The 19,819-nt window shown below is 62.0% G+C and carries 16 protein-coding genes; 6 read left to right on the forward strand and 10 right to left on the reverse strand.

Annotation, left to right across the window (positions count from 1 at the left end):
• Positions 1-32: 32 nt before the first annotated feature.
• Both sucD and sucC read right to left on the reverse strand, forming a co-directional pair.
• Positions 33-908 carry a succinate--CoA ligase subunit alpha gene (sucD, locus tag XcuCFBP2542_RS14480; protein WP_104604276.1) on the reverse strand — a complete coding sequence of 292 codons (876 nt, stop codon included), beginning with the start codon at positions 906-908 and terminating at the stop codon, positions 33-35.
• A 24-nt stretch (positions 909-932) separates the two neighbouring features.
• Positions 933-2,102, reverse strand: a complete 1,170-nt coding sequence (gene sucC / locus XcuCFBP2542_RS14485; RefSeq protein WP_104604278.1) for an ADP-forming succinate--CoA ligase subunit beta — start codon at positions 2,100-2,102, stop codon at positions 933-935.
• 234 nt (positions 2,103-2,336) lie between these two features.
• On the opposite strand from sucC, the gene XcuCFBP2542_RS14490 reads away from it, so the two are divergent.
• Positions 2,337-3,950, forward strand: coding sequence for a sensor histidine kinase (locus XcuCFBP2542_RS14490; RefSeq protein WP_104604280.1), 1,614 nt, complete (start codon positions 2,337-2,339; stop codon positions 3,948-3,950).
• A 159-nt stretch (positions 3,951-4,109) separates the two neighbouring features.
• A complete protein-coding gene (locus XcuCFBP2542_RS14495; RefSeq protein ID WP_170066996.1) occupies positions 4,110-5,501 on the forward strand; it encodes a sigma-54-dependent transcriptional regulator in 1,392 nt (463 codons plus the stop codon).
• A gap of 636 nt (positions 5,502-6,137) precedes the next feature.
• Here the strand turns inward: XcuCFBP2542_RS14495 and pilB are convergent.
• Together pilB and XcuCFBP2542_RS14505 are read right to left on the reverse strand one after the other, a co-directional pair.
• Positions 6,138-7,871: a type IV-A pilus assembly ATPase PilB gene (pilB, locus tag XcuCFBP2542_RS14500; protein ID WP_104604283.1), complete on the reverse strand. Its 1,734-nt coding sequence runs from the start codon at positions 7,869-7,871 to the stop codon at positions 6,138-6,140.
• A 137-nt stretch (positions 7,872-8,008) separates the two neighbouring features.
• A complete protein-coding gene (locus XcuCFBP2542_RS14505; protein WP_104604285.1) occupies positions 8,009-8,437 on the reverse strand; it encodes a pilin in 429 nt (142 codons plus the stop codon).
• Between the two features lie 345 nt (positions 8,438-8,782).
• Between XcuCFBP2542_RS14505 and XcuCFBP2542_RS14510 the strand changes: the two genes are divergently transcribed.
• The 3 genes from XcuCFBP2542_RS14510 to coaE are packed head-to-tail and all read left to right on the forward strand — an operon-like array spanning position 8,783 to position 11,534.
• Positions 8,783-10,045, forward strand: coding sequence for a type II secretion system F family protein (locus XcuCFBP2542_RS14510; protein ID WP_104604287.1), 1,263 nt, complete (start codon positions 8,783-8,785; stop codon positions 10,043-10,045).
• 6 nt (positions 10,046-10,051) lie between these two features.
• Positions 10,052-10,915: a prepilin peptidase gene (locus tag XcuCFBP2542_RS14515; protein ID WP_104604289.1), complete on the forward strand. Its 864-nt coding sequence runs from the start codon at positions 10,052-10,054 to the stop codon at positions 10,913-10,915.
• Between the two features lie 13 nt (positions 10,916-10,928).
• On the forward strand, positions 10,929-11,534 hold the full coding sequence (coaE, locus tag XcuCFBP2542_RS14520; protein WP_104604291.1) for a dephospho-CoA kinase: 606 nt from the start codon (positions 10,929-10,931) through the stop codon (positions 11,532-11,534).
• 214 nt (positions 11,535-11,748) lie between these two features.
• Here coaE and XcuCFBP2542_RS14525 read toward each other — a convergent pair whose 3' ends face one another.
• The 4 genes from XcuCFBP2542_RS14525 to rimK form a co-directional block, all read right to left on the reverse strand.
• On the reverse strand, positions 11,749-13,083 hold the full coding sequence (locus XcuCFBP2542_RS14525) for a sensor histidine kinase (RefSeq protein WP_104604293.1): 1,335 nt from the start codon (positions 13,081-13,083) through the stop codon (positions 11,749-11,751).
• 455 nt (positions 13,084-13,538) lie between these two features.
• On the reverse strand, positions 13,539-14,216 hold the full coding sequence (locus XcuCFBP2542_RS14530) for a response regulator transcription factor (protein ID WP_003490678.1): 678 nt from the start codon (positions 14,214-14,216) through the stop codon (positions 13,539-13,541).
• 62 nt (positions 14,217-14,278) lie between these two features.
• Entirely contained in the window at positions 14,279-14,635 is a 357-nt protein-coding gene (locus XcuCFBP2542_RS14535) for a hypothetical protein (protein ID WP_146090337.1), read from the reverse strand.
• A 271-nt stretch (positions 14,636-14,906) separates the two neighbouring features.
• Entirely contained in the window at positions 14,907-15,782 is an 876-nt protein-coding gene (rimK, locus tag XcuCFBP2542_RS14540) for a 30S ribosomal protein S6--L-glutamate ligase (RefSeq protein ID WP_483887896.1), read from the reverse strand.
• 501 nt (positions 15,783-16,283) lie between these two features.
• Between rimK and glgX the strand changes: the two genes are divergently transcribed.
• Entirely contained in the window at positions 16,284-18,416 is a 2,133-nt protein-coding gene (gene glgX, locus XcuCFBP2542_RS14545) for a glycogen debranching protein GlgX (RefSeq protein ID WP_104604299.1), read from the forward strand.
• Between the two features lie 127 nt (positions 18,417-18,543).
• Here glgX and XcuCFBP2542_RS14550 read toward each other — a convergent pair whose 3' ends face one another.
• Both XcuCFBP2542_RS14550 and XcuCFBP2542_RS14555 read right to left on the reverse strand, forming a co-directional pair.
• Complete coding sequence (locus XcuCFBP2542_RS14550) at positions 18,544-18,933, reverse strand: H-NS histone family protein (RefSeq protein WP_104604301.1); 390 nt, start codon at positions 18,931-18,933, stop codon at positions 18,544-18,546.
• Between the two features lie 87 nt (positions 18,934-19,020).
• Positions 19,021-19,413 (reverse strand): hypothetical protein, encoded by a 393-nt coding sequence (locus tag XcuCFBP2542_RS14555; protein WP_104604311.1) that lies wholly within the window; start codon positions 19,411-19,413, stop codon positions 19,021-19,023.
• Positions 19,414-19,819 lie beyond the last annotated feature (406 nt).

Genomic DNA, 19,819 nt, shown 5'->3' on the forward strand with positions numbered 1-19,819 from the left:
TGGACGCTTGCACGCTTGCGCGTGCGGCGTTCTTACTTCACCAGCGCAGCAATCGCCGCACCCAGATCGCCCGGCGAACGGACAGTCTTGACGCCAGCAGCTTCCATCGCCGCGAACTTGCCTTCGGCCGTGCCCTTACCGCCCGAGGCGATCGCACCGGCGTGGCCCATGCGCTTGCCGGCCGGCGCAGACGCACCAGCGATGAAACCGACCACCGGCTTCTTCACGAACTGCTTGATGTACTCGGCACCGGCTTCCTCGGCGTCGCCGCCGATTTCGCCGACCATGATGATGCCTTCGGTCTGCGGGTCTTCGTTGAACAGCTTGAGGCAGTCGACGAAGTTCAGGCCGTTGATCGGGTCGCCACCGATGCCGATGCAGGTGCTCTGGCCCAGGCCCACTTCGGTGGTCTGCTTGACCGCTTCATAGGTCAGGGTGCCCGAACGCGACACGATGCCGATCTTGCCCGGCTTGTGGATGTGGCCCGGCATGATGCCGATCTTGCACTCGCCCGGGGTGATGACACCGGGGCAGTTCGGCCCGATCAGCACGGTGTCCGGATGCGAGCGGGTCAGCACGTTCTTGACGCGCAGCATGTCCAGCACCGGGATGCCTTCGGTGATGCACACGATGACCTTGATGCCGGCCGCCGCCGCTTCCAGGATCGCATCGGCCGCGTACGGCGGTGGCACGTAGATCACCGACGCGTTGGCACCGGTGCTCTGCACGGCGTCGGCCACGGTGTTGAACACCGGCAGGTCGATATGGGTGGTGCCGCCCTTGCCGGGGGTCACGCCGCCGACGACCTGGGTGCCGTACTCGATCATCTGAGTGGCGTGGAAGGTGCCCTGCTGGCCGGTGAAGCCCTGCACGATCACCTTGGTGTTCTTGTTAATCAAAACGGACATGGATAGTTCCTTCGGTGTCGTGAATCAGGCGGCGTTCTTGACAGCTTCGACGACCTTCTTGGCACCGTCGTTGATGTTGTCGGCCGGGATGATAGCCATGCCGCTGTCACGCAGCAGCTGCTTGCCTTCTTCCACATTGGTGCCTTCCAGGCGCACCACGACCGGAACCTTGACGCCCACTTCCTTGACCGCGGCGATGATGCCTTCGGCAATCATGTCGCAGCGGACGATGCCGCCGAAGATGTTGACGAAGATGCCTTCGACCTTGTCCGAGGACAGGATCAGCTTGAACGCTTCGATGACGCGCTGCTTGTTCGCACCGCCACCCACGTCCAGGAAGTTCGCCGGCTCGCCGCCATTGAGCTTGATGACGTCCATGGTGGCCATGGCCAGGCCGGCGCCGTTGACCATGCAGCCGATGTTGCCATCCATGGTGACGTAGTTGATGTCCAGCTCCGAAGCGGTCACTTCGGTCTCGTCTTCCTGCGTCTTGTCGCGCATGGCGATCAGCTGCTTCTGACGGAATGCGGCGTTGTCGTCGCTGTCGAACTTGCCGTCCAACGCATACAGGTTACCGTCGTCCAGGATCGCCAGCGGGTTGATTTCAACCAGCGCCAGGTCCTTTTCGTTGAACAGGCGGTACAGATTCACCATGATGCTGGCGAACTGGCCGGCCTGCTTGGCATTGAGGCCCAGCTTGAAACCGAAATCGCGGCCGTGGTAGCCCTGCACGCCTTCGACGAAATCGACGTTGAGCGAATGGATCAGCTCCGGCGTTTCGGCCGCAACCTGCTCGATCTCCACGCCGCCTTCGGACGAGGCGATGTAGGTGATGGTCTTGGTGCCGCGGTCGACCAGGATCGACAGGTACAGCTCCTTGACGATCTCACCGGCGGTGGTCACCAGCACCAGATTGATCGGCAACTCGACGCCAGCGGTCTGGTAGGTGGCCATCTTGGTGCCGAGCATCTTGGCCGCTGCGGCCTTCACGTCATCGGTGGTCTTGCAGAACTTGACGCCGCCAGCCTTGCCGCGGCCGCCCGCGTGGATCTGCGCCTTCACCATCCAGGGGCCCTTGCCCAGGGAATTGGCGACTTCAACCGCTTCGTCCGGGGTCGCTGCGACCTTGCCGGCCGGAACGGGGATGCCGTACTCGGCAAGCAGTTGTTTTGACTGGTATTCGTGGAAATTCATGCGTCACCGTGGGAAAAGGAAACGACCGCTGCGTGCGAGGCAGACCGCGGGGGGCGGCACGTCGGACCACGCGAGCGGGCCGCCTATTGTGGCCGACCACGCCGTGCGGCGCAAAATTCCGCCATATAGGCGGCCGACTCCCCGCGCTTGCGGCGCACCCGAGCCGTCTCCGGAGGCTGCCGGCACCCGTACAGCTGCCTATACTCGCGGCACGTTCCAGCAAGGGGTTCCGGCGTGGCATTCAGCGCATCGCTCATCGACCGGATCCGGTCGGCGCCACAGCGCGAGCTGTATTTCTTCTCGCTGTACCGGGTGCTGGTGGCCGGCCTGATCGCCGCCCTGGTCTTCAGCCCGCTGTCCGATGCCGTCCCCGAGCCGCGTTATCCGCGCCTGGCCGCGGCAGTAGCCATCGGCTACCTGTCCATGGCCATCCCGTTGTTGTTCTGGGGCCGCACCGAGCGCCGGCTGACCGCCACCGTGCTGTGCACGGTGCTGGCCGACATCCTGGCCGCCACCCTGGCCACCCACGCCCTGCCCGGTGCCAGCGCCGGCATCGCGATGATGCTGCTGTTCAACGTGGCTGCGGCTTCCATCCTGCTGCGGCTACGTTACGGCATGGGCATGGCGGTGGTGGCCAGCGCCGCGATCGTGCTCGAATACCTGTGGACCCTGCTGGAAGGCGGCGGCGCCAACCGCCCGCTGGCAGAGCTGGCGATGTTCGCCACCAGCTACGTGGCGGTGGCCTACATCTGCCATCAGATCGCCTCGCGCGCGCGCAGCAACCAGGCGCTGGCCGACCAACGCGGCGCGCAGGTCGCCAATCTGTACGAGATCAATGAGCTCATCATTCGCCGCCTGCGTACCGGCGTGCTGGTGATCGACGCGCACAACCGCATCAGCCTGGCCAACGAAGCGGCGCTGGCACTGCTGGGCGATGCCGATCAGCGCGTGGCCACCACCGACCTGTCGCTGGCCACGCTCACCCCGGAACTGGCGCGCCGGCTGCAACGCTGGCGCAGCGGCTGGCGCCAGGAAGAATCGCCTCTGCAACTGGGCGCCGACCGCCCCGAGGTGCAGCCGCGCTTCGTTCGCCTGCTGGCCGACAGCGACCTGGTCCTGGTGTTCCTGGACGATTCCAGCGTGGTGTCGCGGCGTGCCGAATCGCTCACACTCTCGGCCATGGGCCGGTTCTCGGCCAGCCTGGCCCATGAGATCCGCAACCCCTTGGCCGCAATCAACTACGCCTGCCAGCTACTGGAAGAATCCCCGGATATCGGCGAAGCCGACCAACGCCTGCTGCAGATCATCCACCAGCAGTGCCAGCGCACCAACGGCATCGTCGAAAGCGTACTCGGGCTGGCCCGCCGCGAGCGCGCCAATCCTGAAAACCTGGATCTGGCCGCCTTCGTGCGCCGCTTCGTGGTCGAGTACCGGCAGACGCTGTCGATGGAAACCGACATCCTGGAGGCCAGCATCCAGGGCAGCGCGGTGCACGCGCTGATCGACCCCAAGCACCTCTACCAGATCCTGACCGCGCTGGTGCACAACGCCCTCAAGTACGGCCGGGTCATGGACGAACCGGCGCGGGTGAAGCTGCGCGTCGAACACCAGGAGCGCATGGCCGTCATCGACGTGGTCGATCGGGGGCCTGGCATTCCGGAAACAGTCGCCGCCCAGCTGTTTCGCCCCTTCTACACCACCTCCGAACACGGCACCGGGCTTGGGCTGTACATCGCCCAGGAGCTGTGCCGCGCCAATCAGGCGCAACTGGACTACGTACCGGTTCCCGGCGGAGGCGCCTGCTTCCGCATCCTGCTGCAGGGGCCAAACGGATTGCTGGGTAAGTAAGCCAACCGGTTGCCGGCACGCTTGGTTGCGCTGCCGGCCGGCCCAACTGCCGGCATTCCCTCCCGGAACCTCGCCTTCAACGCGGCAGCGGGATGGCGCTGCAGCCCCAATCGCGCCGACAATTGTCGTCCGTCATCGCGCTGGGCTATCGTGGGGAATATGAACGAACCGAAAAGCGCCCTGGTCGTCGACGACGAACGCGACATCCGCGAACTGCTTGTTCTCACCCTGGGGCGGATGGGCCTGCGCATCAGCACCGCCGCCAATCTGGCCGAAGCGCGCGAACTGCTGGCCAGCAACCCCTACGACCTGTGCCTGACCGACATGCGCCTGCCCGACGGCAACGGCATCGAGCTGGTCACCGAGATCTCCAAGCATTACCCGCAGACACCGGTGGCGATGATTACCGCCTTCGGCAGCATGGACCTGGCGGTGGAAGCGCTCAAGGCCGGCGCCTTCGACTTCGTCAGCAAGCCCGTGGACATCAGCGTGCTGCGCGGCCTGGTCAAGCACGCGCTGGAATTGAACAACCGCGACCGCCCCGCCCCCCCGGCGCCGCCGCCGGAGCAGGCCAGCCGCCTGCTCGGCGCCTCCACCGCGATGGAGAGCCTGCGCGCCACCATCGCCAAGGTCGCACGCAGCCAGGCGCCGGTCTACATCGTCGGCGAATCGGGCGTGGGCAAGGAACTGGTGGCGCGCACCATCCACGAACAGGGCGCGCGCGCCGCCGGGCCGTTCATTCCGGTCAACTGCGGCGCCATTCCCGCCGAATTGATGGAAAGCGAATTCTTCGGCCACAAGAAAGGCAGCTTCACCGGCGCACATGCCGACAAGCCCGGCCTGTTCCAGGCCGCAAATGGCGGCACCCTGTTCCTGGACGAAGTAGCCGAGCTGCCGTTGCAGATGCAGGTCAAGCTGCTGCGTGCCATCCAGGAAAAGTCGGTACGCCCGGTCGGCGCCTCCAGCGAATCGCTGGTCGATGTGCGCATCCTTTCGGCCACGCACAAGGACCTGGGCAACCTGGTTTCCGACGGCCGCTTCCGGCACGACCTGTACTACCGCATCAACGTGATCGAACTGCGCGTGCCGCCGCTGCGCGAACGCGGCGGCGACCTGCCGCAACTGGCGGCCGCCATCATCGCGCGGCTCGCGCACAGCCACGGGCGGCCGATCCCGCTCTTGACGCCTTCGGCCCTGGACGCGCTGGACCAATACGGCTTCCCCGGCAACGTGCGCGAACTGGAAAACATCCTCGAACGCGCCCTGGCCCTGGCCGAAGACGACCAGATCAGCGCCACCGACCTGCGCCTGCCCGCTCACGGCGGCCGCCTGGCAACCGGCCCCGGCACGGCCATCATCGAACCGCGCGAAGCGGTGGTCGACATCGACCCCACCTCGGCCGCCCTGCCCTCCTACATCGAACAGCTCGAACGCGCCGCAATCCAGAAAGCGCTGGAAGAAAACCGCTGGAACAAGACCCGGACCGCCGCCCAACTGGGCATCACGTTTCGCGCGCTGCGTTACAAGCTGAAGAAGTTGGGGATGGAGTAGATGAGCCCGGATTGGGTATCAGGGATGCGAGATCGTAAAAGCGCTGCAGCTTCGATTGCTGTCGCTAGGCCGAAGCCAGGAACCTAGCAGCACACGCCCAGCCTACCTTTGCGCGCAACCTATCTCGCGCCCGGATTCACCACTTCCAGGAGCCAATAACAGAACGTAGCAAGCACTGTCAGTTGAGTATGGGCAGCGAACACAAACTCTCCGCCTTCTCTTCTCCCGCTTGCGGGAGAAGGTGCCCGAAGGGCGGATGAGGGCGCTTAGTCCTTGGTCACCCGGTTGATCTCCGCCACGCTGGTCACCCCATGTACGGCCTTCATCAAGGCCGACTGCCGCAGATCGCGACCACTGAGGCAGATAGCAGAACACCAAGCGGCAAACACACACCGACTAAACTCCCTTCTCCCGCCTGCGGGAGAAGGTGCCCGAAGGGCGGATGAGGGCGCTTAGTCCTTGGTCACCCGATTGCTCTCCGCCAGGCTGGTCACCCCATGCGCGGCCTTCATCAAGGCCGATTGCCGCAGATCGCGACCACTGAAGCAGATAGCAGAAACCAAGCCACAACACACGCCGACCAGACTCCCTTCTCCCGCTCGCGGGAGAAGGTGCCCGAAGGGCGGATGAGGGCGTTTAGTCCTTGGTCACCCGATTGATCTCCGCCAGGCTGGTCACCCCATGCGCGGCCTTCATCAAGGCCGACTGCCGCAAGTCGCGGATACCGATCTTCTGCGCCGCCTCGGCGATCTGCATCGCATTGCCGCCTTCCAGCACGATCGCACCGATCTCGTCGGTCATCGGCATGACCTGGTAGATACCCGTACGGCCCTTGTAGCCCTCGGTGCAGTCATCGCAACCGACCGCCTCATACAGCGTAATGCCCTGGTCGATCTGCTGTTGCGTAAACCCTTCGGCCAGCAACGCATGCTCTGGCAAGCTGGTCTTGCGCTTGCAGTTGTTGCACAACCGCCGCGCCAGGCGCTGCGCAATGACCAAGGTCACCGACGAGGTGATGTTGTACGGCGCAATCCCCATGTTCATCAAGCGCGCGATGGTCTGTGGCGCATCGTTGGTATGCAACGTGGACAGCACCATATGGCCGGTCTGCGCCGCCTTGATCGCAATCTCGGCCGTCTCCAGGTCGCGAATTTCGCCGACCATGATGATGTCAGGGTCCTGGCGCAGGAACGAGCGCAAGGCCGCCGCAAAGGTCATGCCGCGCTTGTTGTTCTGCTGCACCTGATTGACGCCAGGCAGGCGAATTTCAACCGGATCCTCGGCAGTAGAGATGTTGCGCGTCTCATCGTTGAGGATACCCAGCGCCGTATACAAGGACACCGTCTTGCCCGAACCGGTCGGCCCGGTCACCAGCACCATCCCGTAGGGCTTGTGGATCGCATCCAGGAACAGCTTCTGCTGGTCCGCCTCGTAACCTAGCTTCTCGATCCCCAGCTTGGCCGCACTGCCATCCAGGATACGTAGCACCACCTTCTCGCCGAACAGCGTCGGCAAGGTACTCACACGGAAGTCGATCTGTTTGGTCTTGGACAGATTAAGCTTGATGCGCCCATCCTGCGGCACCCGCTTCTCGGCGATATCCAGCTGCGACATCACCTTCAACCGCGCCGCAATCCGCTGGCTCAGCTTCACCGGCGCCTTGGCCACGTTCTTCAGCAGCCCATCGATGCGCAAGCGAACACGGTAGTCGTCTTCATAAGGCTCGAAATGGATATCGGAGGCTCCCCGCCGGATCGCATCCACCAACACCTTGTTGACGAATTTCACCACCGGCGTGTCATCACCCTTGGCATCGACCCCGGCATCCCCGCCGGCGCCCATGTCTTCGTCGCCGGCCGAGACGTCCAGGTCGCCCATCTCTTCGTCATCGCCCCCCAGCGATGAACCAAGCGATGCGTTGCTAGCTTGCCATTGCTCCAAGGTGCGACGGATCTGGTCCTCGTCCACCAGGATCGGCTCGACCACCAGGTTCGTATGAAACTTGATGTCATCAAGCGCCCTGGTCTGGGTCGGGTTGCTCACCCCCACGAACAACCGGTTCCCGCGCTTGAACAGCGGCAGCACCTGGTGCTTCTGGAGCAACTCCTCGCTGACCAGCTTGATCGCGTTCTGGCTGGCGTCGAACACCGATACGTCCATTAGCGGCATGCCGAACTCGACTGCGTTTGCCGCTGCTAGTTGAGACGCTGAAACCAGCTTTCTCTCGGAGAACCATTGTGGAAGCGGAATCTTCGCCGCCGCAGCTTGGTCCATGGCGGTACGGGCACTTGTTTCATCCAATGCTCCGTCTTGCACCAAGCGGCGTGCAATGCCTGTAATCCCTACTAAGTTCGCCGCGACTGCACTCATCACAATCCTCTCCACTCAGAGTAACAGAACTCTCTTATTTCCAAGGCTTTTCGCAAAAAAAATCCAAAAAAGCCAAGCCCGCATCTGCGGGCTTGGCAAGCTAGCTTCGCTGTAACAGCGGGTGACAATTCAGAATATTAGGCGCGGCATTCAGCAGGACGATACTTGGCAGCCAAGGTACCGCCCTTGCAATCCCAAGAAATACGATCGGTAGGAACGGTGCCGGAAGCCAGTGCCGCGCCGTTAGCCGTGGGAGCGAAAATGATCGTACCGTCACCGGCTTTGGCAGTGGTGGTCACAGTGATGTTACCAGTGGCGGCCGCAACGGCTACGCTGGCAACATTGGTGGTTGCCGTAGGAGCAGTCCAACCGCTATTCAGGGCAGAGCCGTTGGCGGCATTTTCGGCAACCACCGTCTTGGCGGCAGATGCGGCAACCATCGCTTCAGAGACACGGCCGCGAACGGTGTAGTCCTGATAGGCCGGCAGTGCGATGGCGGCAAGGATAGCGATGATCGCGACGACGATCATCAGTTCGATCAGAGTAAAGCCTTGTTGCTTCTTCATAAGTTGTATCCCCAAGAGGTTGTTGGAATTGGGGCAGGCTGAGAGTGTCTTAGAGCCGGCCCGCAGTTGTCTTGCGATTAGGATCATGCAGGTTGCGTGCCAACTTACCACTAGCCCCCAGGCGCATTTCCCGAAGGCAATGATTCCAGGTGTTTAGGAGAATGGAACAGCGAATTCCGATAACTGCGACCTTCCAGACAAAGTGACGCTTCTCGTCACTTTCAGTCCCATTTGATGCGCACTTTGAGGCGCACGCCCTTCTTTACATCCCAATGCCGAGCTTCCTCAAACGCGCTATCATGCCGCTAGCTCCGGCCTGGGGATGGCCGATGGGGAGAACTCGCAATGTCTGTCGCACGTAATGCCATAAAGAAGCAAACGGTGGACCGCAGCACCGGTCAACAGATACAGCTATTCCTCTGGGAAGGAACCGATAAGCGCGGAATCAAGATGAAAGGCGAGCAGACTGCGCGCAACATGAACATGTTGCGTGCGGAACTTCGCCGCCAAGGTATCAATCCTTCGGTAGTCAAGCTCAAGCCCAAGCCGCTGTTCGGCGCTGCAGGCAAGAAAATTACGCCAAAAGATATTGCATTTTTCAGCCGCCAGATGGCGACCATGATGAAATCGGGGGTGCCGATTGTAGGCTCACTCGAGATCATCGGTGAGGGTCACAAAAACCCACGTATGAAAAAGATGGTAGGCCAAGTAAAAACGGATATCGAGGGCGGATCCTCGCTCTACGAATCAATCAGCAAGCATCCCGTACAGTTTGATGAACTCTACCGAAATCTCGTGCGAGCAGGTGAAGGTGCAGGTGTTTTAGAGACAGTACTAGATACGGTGGCCACTTATAAAGAAAACATAGAAGCGCTAAAGGGCAAGATCAAAAAGGCCCTATTTTACCCAGCCATGGTGATCGCAGTTGCCCTTATTGTCAGCGCCATCCTGCTCATTTTTGTTGTTCCTCAATTTGAAGAGGTTTTTAAAGGCTTCGGCGCCGAGTTACCTGCCTTTACCCAAATGATCGTTGGAGCGTCACGTTTCATGGTGAGCTACTGGTGGATCATGCTTTTCGTTGTAGCAGGCACCATTGCTGGCTTCATCTTCGCCTATAAGCGCTCGCCGAGCATGCAACATGCCATGGACAGACTTATATTGAGAGTACCTGTTATTGGTCAGATCATGCATAACAGTTCGATTGCGCGCTTCGCGCGCACGACTGCTGTTACCTTCAAGGCTGGCGTCCCACTGGTGGAGGCGCTGGGCATTGTTGCTGGCGCCACTGGTAATCGCGTTTACGAAGATGCGGTGCTCCGCATGCGTGACGATGTATCCGTGGGATACCCTGTCAACATGGCGATGAAACAGGTAAACCTTTTCCCACACATGGTCATTCAAATGACTGCAATTGGCGAAGAAGCGGGCGCGCTAGATGCCATGCTCTTCAAGGTAGCGGAATACTTCGAGCAGGAGGTGAACAATGCCGTGGATGCACTCAGCAGTCTGCTCGAACCGATGATTATGGTCTTTATCGGCGTTGTTGTAGGAGGCATGGTCATCGGCATGTATCTTCCGATCTTCAAACTCGGCGCAGTGGTGGGTTAAGACTTAATGGCATTTCTCGACCAGCATCCCGGTCTCGGCTTTCCCGCCGCGGCCGGACTGGGGCTGCTGATCGGCAGCTTCCTGAATGTGGTGATCCTGCGCTTGCCCAAGCGCATGGAGTGGCAGTGGCGGCGCGATGCGCGCGAGATCCTGGAGCTGCCGGAGCTGTACGAGCCGCCGCCGCCGGGGATCGTGGTGGAGCCCTCGCACGACCCGGTCACCGGCGACAAGCTCAAGTGGTGGGAGAACATCCCGGTCCTGAGTTGGGTACTGCTGCGTGGCAAATCGCGCTACAGCGGCCAGCCGATCTCCATCCAGTACCCGTTGGTGGAGCTGCTCACGGCCTTCCTGTGCGTGGCCAGCGTGTGGCGCTTCGGCTTCGGTTGGCAGGGCTTCGGCGCGATCGTGCTGAGTTGCTTTCTGGTGGCGATGTCCGGCATCGACGTCCGTCACAAGCTGCTGCCGGATCAGCTGACCCTACCGCTGATGTGGCTGGGCTTGGTCGGCTCGATGGACAATCTCTACATGCCGGCCAAGCCTGCCCTGCTCGGCGCGGCAGTCGGTTATGTGTCGCTGTGGACGGTGTGGTGGCTGTTCAAACAGCTCACCGGCAAGGAAGGCATGGGCCATGGCGACTTCAAGCTGCTGGCGGCGCTCGGTGCCTGGTGCGGGCTGAAAGGCATCCTGCCCATCATCCTAATCTCCTCGCTGGTCGGCGCCATCCTCGGCTCCATCTGGCTGGTCGCCAAGGGCCGCGACCGCGCCACCCCGATCCCGTTCGGCCCCTACCTCGCCATCGCCGGCTGGGTGGTGTTCTTCTGGGGTAACGACCTGGTGGACGGCTACCTGCGCTTTGCAGGCCTGCGTTGAGCACGGCACGACGATGAGCGACTTCATCGTCGGCCTCACCGGTGGCATTGCTTCCGGCAAGAGCGCCCTTGCGGCCGAGTTCGAGAAGTTGGGCGTGCCGGTGATCGATGCCGATGTCGTGGCGCGGCAGGTCGTGGCGCCAGGACCGATTCTCGATGCCATCGTGGACCGCTTCGGGCCGAGCATCCTGTTGCCGGATGGCACGCTGGACCGACGGGCACTCCGCGAGATCGTATTTGCCGATCCAAGCCAACGCCAGGCATTGGAAACGGTGACCCACCCGGCCATCCGGACGGAGCTGCGACGCACTGCGCTGGCAGCCAAGGGTCCTTATGCAATTGTCGCCATTCCGCTTCTTACCGAAGCGGGGGGAAGAACAACCTATCCCTGGCTGGACCGCATCTTGGTGGTGGACGCGCCAGTGGAACTGCAGCGCGACCGATTGGTGCAGCGCGATGGCAGCGCGCCGGTGCTGGCCGATAAGATGATTGCCGCACAAGCGGAACGTTGTGAGCGACTTGCGCTGGCTGATGATGTAATTACCAACGATGGCGATAAAGCACACCTTGAGTACGAGGCCCGCGTGTTACATGCGGCGTACCTCCGCTATATACGCTGACATCGAACGGATCTTTGGGCTTCCGCTGCACCTGATAAGACCCTTTTCCGCGTTTTGTGCTGCGCTGTGCGACGCTCAACCGCCCCCAGTGTGCTCCTTTCCGCACTGACATCGCCAGCACGTGGGGACACCGTGGACCGCCCCATCTCCGGATGAGGTCTGCGTACAAAGCCCTCGCGCCCGGGTGCGCTCCTACGCAAGCTCGATTGGTTGGTTAGCGACGGAACGCTAGTGTTGCGATGACGCCGCGCTCTTGCCCCGGCCGTACGCTCACGCGCCAGCCGTACAGGTCGCACAAGCGGCTGACGATCGACAGGCCGATGCCGCCGCCCTGGGAATGGCCGGCGTGGGTGCCGCGATAGCCGCGCTGGAACAGTTTGGCGGCGTCTTCCTCGCTCAGGCCCGGGCCGGAGTCGATGACATCCACCGCGTCGCCGAGCACGCGTACGCGTACCTGGCCGTCCTGGGTGTATTTGACCGCATTGCCGATCAGGTTGCCGAGTGCCACCGACAGTGCGGACTCGGGCGCGTCGATGACCAGGTCACGCTCGCCTTCCAGCAGCAGCTCCAGCGGTTTACCGCCAAGTTGGGCGCGGTGCGAGTCGATCAACTGTTCGGCCACCTTGGTCACGTTGCTGCTGCCCTGCCCGCGTTCGTTGCGCGAGAGCAGCAGCAGCGAGCCGATCAGGTCGCTGCATTGTTGCTCGGCACGTTGGATGCGTTGCAGCCGTTGCAGCACCTTCTCGTCGAGATTGGGCTTGGTCAGCAGCAATTCGGTGGCACCGCGGATCACCGCCAACGGGGTGCGTAGTTCGTGGCTGACGTCGGCGTTGAATTCGCGGTCGCGCTGTACCACTTCGGTGAGCCGTGCAGAGTAGTCGTCCAGCGCTTCGGCCAGCTGGCCCACCTCATCGTCCGGGAAGTGCGCGGCCAGCGGCTTGGGCTCGCTGGTGCCGCCGCGGTAGGCACGCAGGCGCGCGGCCAGATCCGACACCGGACGCATCACCTTGGACGCCGACCACCGACCGATCAGCAGCGAGAAAAAACCAAACAACAACACCGCAACATACAACCAGGCTCTTAACCTATCCTGCGCAACACTGGCTCGCGTCGTATCGTAAGCGAGGAAAAACCAGGCATTTGGCGTTTTTCGCACCGCAACCTTGTACACGAGCGGTTTGTTGAATTCATCTGTTCCGCTGTAGCCCTGGATGCCTTCTTGCATCTTTCCCCACCCTGGGAAATCTCGCGCAAGCCGCGCCATCGCCTCCGGATCGTTAGGATTGACCGCACGCGCGTACATCTCTTCGACTTGAAGCGTAGGCTTCACATCCGGACTCGCCGCATATGACCGCGCCATCACTTCGATGTTGCGATTCATCACGTCCTCGATCATCTTGGTTTCGATGTATCGATTGGCCCAGACAGTCGCAAGCGCGAACAGGATCACCAGCCCAGTACCGAACAACAAGAACGACAGAATGATGCGGGTGCGTAGACGCCGCCTGTTTCGGCTTTTGCTGATTCGCCCCACTAATTCGGGCCTCATGGCGGGACCGGCGGAAGGCTGCCGATATTGCAGATAATCACAAAAATCAGAAAATTACACTCCGCAAAAATAGCGGTCCACTTGGACCGCCATTGCAAACCTATAGCGATCAAAATGGGTTGGAACAAGAGGGCGCTGAATGGCAACCAGTGTCAAAAGACCATGTTCCAAGCCACCCTAAATCGTAGCTAGTGGAAGTGCAAATAGTGCATGACGCCTTGGCAGCTGCTGCAGACCCTGCCCCAAGTGACAGCCCAGCCAACATGACAATAGCGAATAACTTTCTCATCACTCACTCTCCTCGTTGTTTAGACATGCTTGCTATCCACCTACAACCTATCGACGTAATATTTTGCGTCGATTTGCCAACTTTACATCAATCACTGAAATAACGGAGATCCTCTGGGGCCAGAACGGTATGCCCCAAGCAACACATGTCTCCGGAAGGACGACGCTCAGGCATCGGGCGAGGCGATGCGGTAGCCGATGCCGTGGCGGGTCTGGATCATCGGCACATCGAACGGCTTGTCGACCACCGCGCGCAGGCCATGGATGTGCACGCGCAACGAATCCGAATCCGGCAGCTCTTCGCCCCAGACGCGGGTTTCCAGTTCCTGGCGGGTGACCACGGCGGGCGAGGCTTCCATCAGCGCCTGCAGGATCTTCAGCGCGGTGGGGTTGAGCTGCAGCAACTTGCCGCGACGGCGCACTTCCAGCGTGTCCAGGTTGTATTCCAGATCTCCGGTTTCCAGCACGCGGGTGTGCACGCCTTTGCCGCGACGCGACAGGGCGTTCAGGCGCACCTCCACTTCCTGCAACGCGAACGGCTTGATGAGGTAGTCGTCGGCGCCGGAGTCGAAACCGGCCAGCTTGTTGTCCAGTGAATCGCGCGCGGTGAGCATCAGTACCGGGGTCTGCTTGCGCGCTTCGTTGCGTAGCTTGCGGCAGACTTCGATGCCGTCCATGCCCGGCAGGTTGAGGTCGAGCACGATGGCGTCGAACTCGTGCACCACCGCCAGGTGCAGGCCGGTCACGCCATCGGCGGCGAAATCCACCGTGTGGCCGCGGTCTTCGAGGTAGTCGCCCAGATTGGCGGCGATGTCGCTGTTGTCTTCGATTACTAGAATTCGCACTGGAACCTCGTTGTTGGGTCACATCCCCGACTGCGTCCGCACATGGCGGCGTTGCAACCGCGTCAATTTGTCTTTGTTACCGTCTTGTAGCCGGCGCCATCGGCGCCCGTCATGCATTGCGTGGTGGGAAAACACAGCCCAACGGCGCGACCGCGCTGACGGATCATCCGATCGTCTTCGCCTGCCTTGGTCAACGGCATGTTGGCCAATTGCCGGCCATTGAACACTGCCTCGCTTGACTCTGGCGTGAGTTGCATGGCGTCGCCGCTCCCCTGCGGCGCCAGCCGCAGGCGCTGCAGGACAAGCACGCCATTGCAGCGCGCTTCGGTGCCGGTTTGTGCCCAGCTAACGCCGGCGCGCTGGCCGCGCCGCATCCGCCCTGCCCGTAAAGCGGACGGCCGCCAGGCATCGAGTTGCATGGCCGCCGCACCGGCGGATGAAGCAATGCACGGCAGCAGAGGTCCTTTCATGGCATTGCCTGTCCGTCTATGACTCGATGATTGCTGAAATGTAAACCTGAACACGGCAACCAACAAGCCGTCACAAAAAGGCCCGGGCGCCACTGGGACACCCGGGCCAAACGTTCTTCCCGATCACCGTCACTGCCGAGAGCGGAGCTACGGTCGGCAGAGGCTAGCGGGGCAGAGATTATTTTTTAGTTAATTTTTCGATAAAATGCTGCCAGACCGATCAACGGCCAGCCTGCTCCAGATGCTCGATGATGTGGGTCGCCACATCAACGCCGCAGACGCCTTCAATCCCTTCGAGACCCGGGGTCGAATTGACCTCGAGCACCAGTGGGCCGCGCGCGGAGCGGATCAGGTCCACTCCCGCCACGGCCAGGCCGAGCGCGCGGGCCGAGCGAACCGCCACTTCCTGCTCCTGGGCGCTGGCCTCGGCCATGGCGGCGCTGCCACCCAGGTGCAGATTGGAGCGGAAGTCGCCTTCGGCGGCCTGGCGGCGCATGGCGGCGACGACGCGGTCGCCGACCACGAAACAGCGCAGGTCGGCCCCTTCCGCTTCGCCGATGAACTCCTGCACGATGAAGTTGGCATACAACCCGCGCAGCGCTTCCACCACCCCGCGCGAGGCGCTGGCCTTTTCGGTCAGGATCACCCCGGCGCCCTGCGCACCTTCGTTCAACTTCACTACGTGCGGCGGCGGGCCGAGCATCGACAACAAGTCCTGGGTGTCGTCAGGGTTGTCGCCAAACACCGTGATGGGCATGTCGATGCCCTGCGCCGCCAGCAATTGGTGCGCACGCAGCTTGTCGCGCGAGCGCAGGATCGCGTCGGAAGGATTGGGCGTATAGGTTCCCATGAACTCGAGTTGGCGCAATACGGCGCTGGCGTAGCGGGTGACCGAGGCGCCGATGCGCGGGATCACCGCATCGAACCCGGTGATCGGCTTGCCCTTGTAGTGCAGGCTGAAACCGTCGGCGGCGATGCGCATGTAACAGCGCAACGGATCCAGGATGCGCACCGTATGCCCACGCTTGCGGCCGGCTTCGATAAGCCGACGGGTCGAATACAGTTTGCTGTTGCGCGAAAGAATGGCGATCTTCATCGCGACAGGTGTACGGCGCGGCCTGGGCATGGTCGGAGTCTGGTGACGAGGTGACCCAAGCCCGTACGTGCGCCGGAACGGTCGCACATCCAGGGCAGCTGCCTGCGCGCGACGACCGGACTGCGATGCGACGGCCCCGAGAATATGGAAGCGATGAATGTAGAAGCAATGGCGCCCGGGCCTGTTGCAGCAACACGAACGCCGCGCATCCCCAGTGGGTTGGATGCTAGCAGGGCGTCTGCACCACGCTCAAGCACCGAGCCGTCAGAACTCGCACGCCAACGCATGCCTGCTGGCAGCGCGGCGGCCTGCTTGCCGCAGCGGAGCCGTCCTGCGCGCGGAAGGCCCGCACCTCATACCGTCACAACCGTTTATCCGCACATGCAACTCACACAACACCCTCACGCCGCACCCGGATTGCCGTAACGCGTCTTGCACGCTTGGAACCGCAATGCTTGAGCCCCTTCAATGCCGGCATGCCGGCTCACCCGAGACTCCTCCATGCGACGTCCAGCAAGCGCGGCTTACGCCACCCCCTCCCGCATCCGCCAGGGGCGTCCGTTTCCCCGCGGCGCCGTCTTCGACGGCAAGGGCACCAATTTCTGCCTATTTTCCGCACACGCCACGCGCGTAGAGCTGTGCCTGTTCGACGAACAGGGAAACGAAACACGCGTGGACCTGCCCGAATACACCAATGAAATCTGGCATGGCTATCTGCCCGATGCCAAACCGGGGCAGCGCTACGGCTACCGGGTGCATGGCCCGTACGCGCCGACCGAGGGGCATCGCTTCAATCACAACAAGCTGCTGCTGGACCCGTATGCGCGCGAGCTGGAAGGCGACCTGATCTGGGCCGACGAACTCTACGGCTACACGGTGGGCCACCCGGATGGCGATCTGAGTTTCGACGAGCGCGACAGTGCGCCGTTCATGCCCAAATGCGTCGTGGTCGAAGACACCTATGACTGGGAAGACGACGCGCGCCTGCTCACGCCCTGGAACGAGACGGTGGTGTACGAAACCCACGTGCGCGGCTACACCATGCGCAACCCGCAGGTGCCGGAAGCCGTGCGCGGCACCTGTGCCGGCCTGGCGCAGCCGCAGGTACTGCAATACATCAAGGACCTGGGCGTGACGGCAGTGGAATTGCTGCCGGTACACGCGTATCTGGACGACCAGCACCTGCTGGACAAGGGGCTACGCAATTATTGGGGCTACAACACCATCAGCTTCTTCGCGCTGAAGTCGCGTTATCTCTCCAGCGGCCACCGCGATGAGTTCCGCGACATGGTCAAGGCCATGCACAAGCAGGGGCTGGAGGTGATTCTGGACGTGGTCTACAACCACACCGCCGAAGGCAGCGAGCTGGGGCCGACGCTCTCGTTCAAGGGCATCGACAACGCGAGTTACTACCGCCTGGCCGAAGACAAGCGCTACTACATCAACGACACCGGCACCGGCAACACGCTCAATCTGAGCAATTCGCGGGTGATCCAGTTCGTCAACGATTCGCTGCGCTACTGGGCCGGCGAGATGCATGTGGATGGATTCCGCTTCGATCTGGCCACCATTCTTGGGCGCGAGCCGAGCGGGTTCGATCAACGCGGCGGCTTTTTGGACGCCTGTAATCAGGACCCGCTGCTATCGGAAGTCAAGCTGATTGCCGAACCCTGGGATTGCGGGCCTGGCGGCTACCAGGTGGGTCATTTCCCGCCGGGCTGGTCGGAATGGAACGACAAGTTCCGCGACAACGCGCGCGAGTTCTGGAAGGGCGAAGACGGCAAGCTGGCGGAATTTGCCACCCGTTTCACCGGCTCGGCCGATCTGTTCGATCGCCGCGGGCGCCGGCCCTGGGCGTCGGTGAACTTCATCACCGCCCACGATGGCTTCACCTTGCGCGACCTGGTGAGCTACAACGAAAAGCACAACATCGATAACGGCGAAGACAATCGCGACGGCTCATCCAACGACGGGTCGTGCAATTACGGCGCGGAAGGCGAGAGCGACGATGTCGAAATCATGCAGATTCGCGAAAGGCAGATGAAGAACCTGCTCGCCACGCTGTTCCTGTCTCAAGGCACGCCGATGCTACTGGCCGGCGACGAGCGTGCGCAGACACAGGGCGGCAACAACAACACCTATTGCCAGGACAACGAAATCACCTGGCTGAACTGGGAACACGATCCCACCGACGGGCGCCTGACCGACTTCGTCAAGGCACTGAGCCAGCTGCGCAAGCGCTATCCGATCCTGTCGCGCGGACGCTTCCTCAATGGCCAGTACAACGAGGACGCCGGAGTACGCGATCTCACCTGGCTCAATCCCGGCGGCAGCGAGATGGAAGATGCGCACTGGACCGACGCTGGCGCGCGCTCGGTGGGCCTGCTGCTGGAAGGCAAGGCGCAAACCTCCGGCGTCAAGGAGCTGGCCAACGACGCGACCTTGTTGATCGTCATCAACGCCTACCACGAGGGCGTGAGCTTCACCCTGCCCGCGACCGACGAGCCGGTGCACTGGCAGCTGGCGCTGTCGACCGACGAAGCATTGGACGTGGACATGATGCCGGCCGGCGCAGGCGAATTCCTTGCCCCACCGCGCAGCGTCTCGGTGCTCGAGTGCAAGAGCGATCAATAGCCTGAGGTGAGGATGGCTCGCCGTTGCCCCAGGGCGGCGGCGAGCCAATCGCGGCACAGCCCCACCGGGCACCGTCTTCGACGCGGTGCGGCGGCGGTTCAACACCCAATCGATCGGCTAGAAACGATCAGCCCGGATAGAGCGGAAAGCGCTTGTCCGGATGCTTGGCCTTCCATTCCTTGTAAGAACTGGTGCCTTCCCAGGCCTTGAAGGCGCGCGGCGTACGGCCACGCCCGGACCAGGTTTCGCCCGAATGTGGGAGCCAGTACTTGGCCAGCACCTCGCCCGTGGACGACAGCGGCCCCTTGGACTTGCCCGTCATGGCCAGCGAGGCGATCTGTGACTTCTGTTTTGTATTGAAGCGATTGGCGAACTGGGTCAGTATTTCCACGACCTGGTCGAACGCTTCCAGTGTTTGAGCGTACTTGAGCTGCGCTTCTTCCTGCTCGAGGTTGCGCAATTCTTCCAGCAATTTGGCTTTGGCAGCAGCGGGTGAATCAAGCGGAACCTGGCGCATTGACGAAACGGAGATCGGACGGGCGGCCAGTATTGCCGCTACGCCGCCCAGCGTAAAGCGCCGAGCCGCGACAGGGTCTGCTGACACTCAGCGATGACGCAGCAAGGCCTGCTCGCGGGCCATGGTCAGCACTGGTCCGATCCGCCCGGCCTGCACCAGCTCCCTGCAGTGCTTGCCCACGAACTCCACGCGTGGTGCAGTGAACCACTGCGCCACGCGATCCAGTTGGCCTGCATTGATCGACCAGGCATGGCACACCGCCTCGCCCAGCTCCTCCACCCCCACCAGCCCCATATCGCGGATCTGCTCGGGATCGAGCTTGAACATCTCGAGGACCTTTTCGGCATTGTCCGGTGTGCCGCAGCGCCCCAGCTGATCGTCCGGCCCGGCGCGATAGGCAAGCGAGGCAACCCGCGCAGACTCGGCGCGGCGCATGCCCTTGATCAGCGCTGAAACCAGCTGGGAGGAGGTCGTGTTCATGGCGCTCGCATCGGTGATGCCTGCACTATGGGCATCGGCGCCGAACGCCTCAATCGGGAAGTTCCTGACCGGGCGGAAGGAAATGACGAAGCTGCGGCGTAGTGGTTGTGGGCGCCACATCGTGGGGTAGCGCGTGCAGAGGTTGACGAACGCCCTGGCGCGAGCGAGCGCAGACCCGCAGTTCAATGGGAATAGAAAAAGCGGACAGATAGCCCGGCCGAGCGCGACAGCATCAGCGGCTTGGGCAAGATTGATACCTCAAGGTGCATCGCTCGGAATCATCAATCGGCCAGAATACCCAGCTAAGTCAGGCACTTAGAGGGTGTTTACATAATGATATAATAGTGCCATCTCATCACAGACAGTCATCGAAATGGGCCGCCCACTGAAGATTCAAGTCGAACAT

Source organism: Xanthomonas cucurbitae, from assembly GCF_002939885.1.
In the GTDB taxonomy this organism is placed as follows: domain Bacteria; phylum Pseudomonadota; class Gammaproteobacteria; order Xanthomonadales; family Xanthomonadaceae; genus Xanthomonas; species Xanthomonas cucurbitae.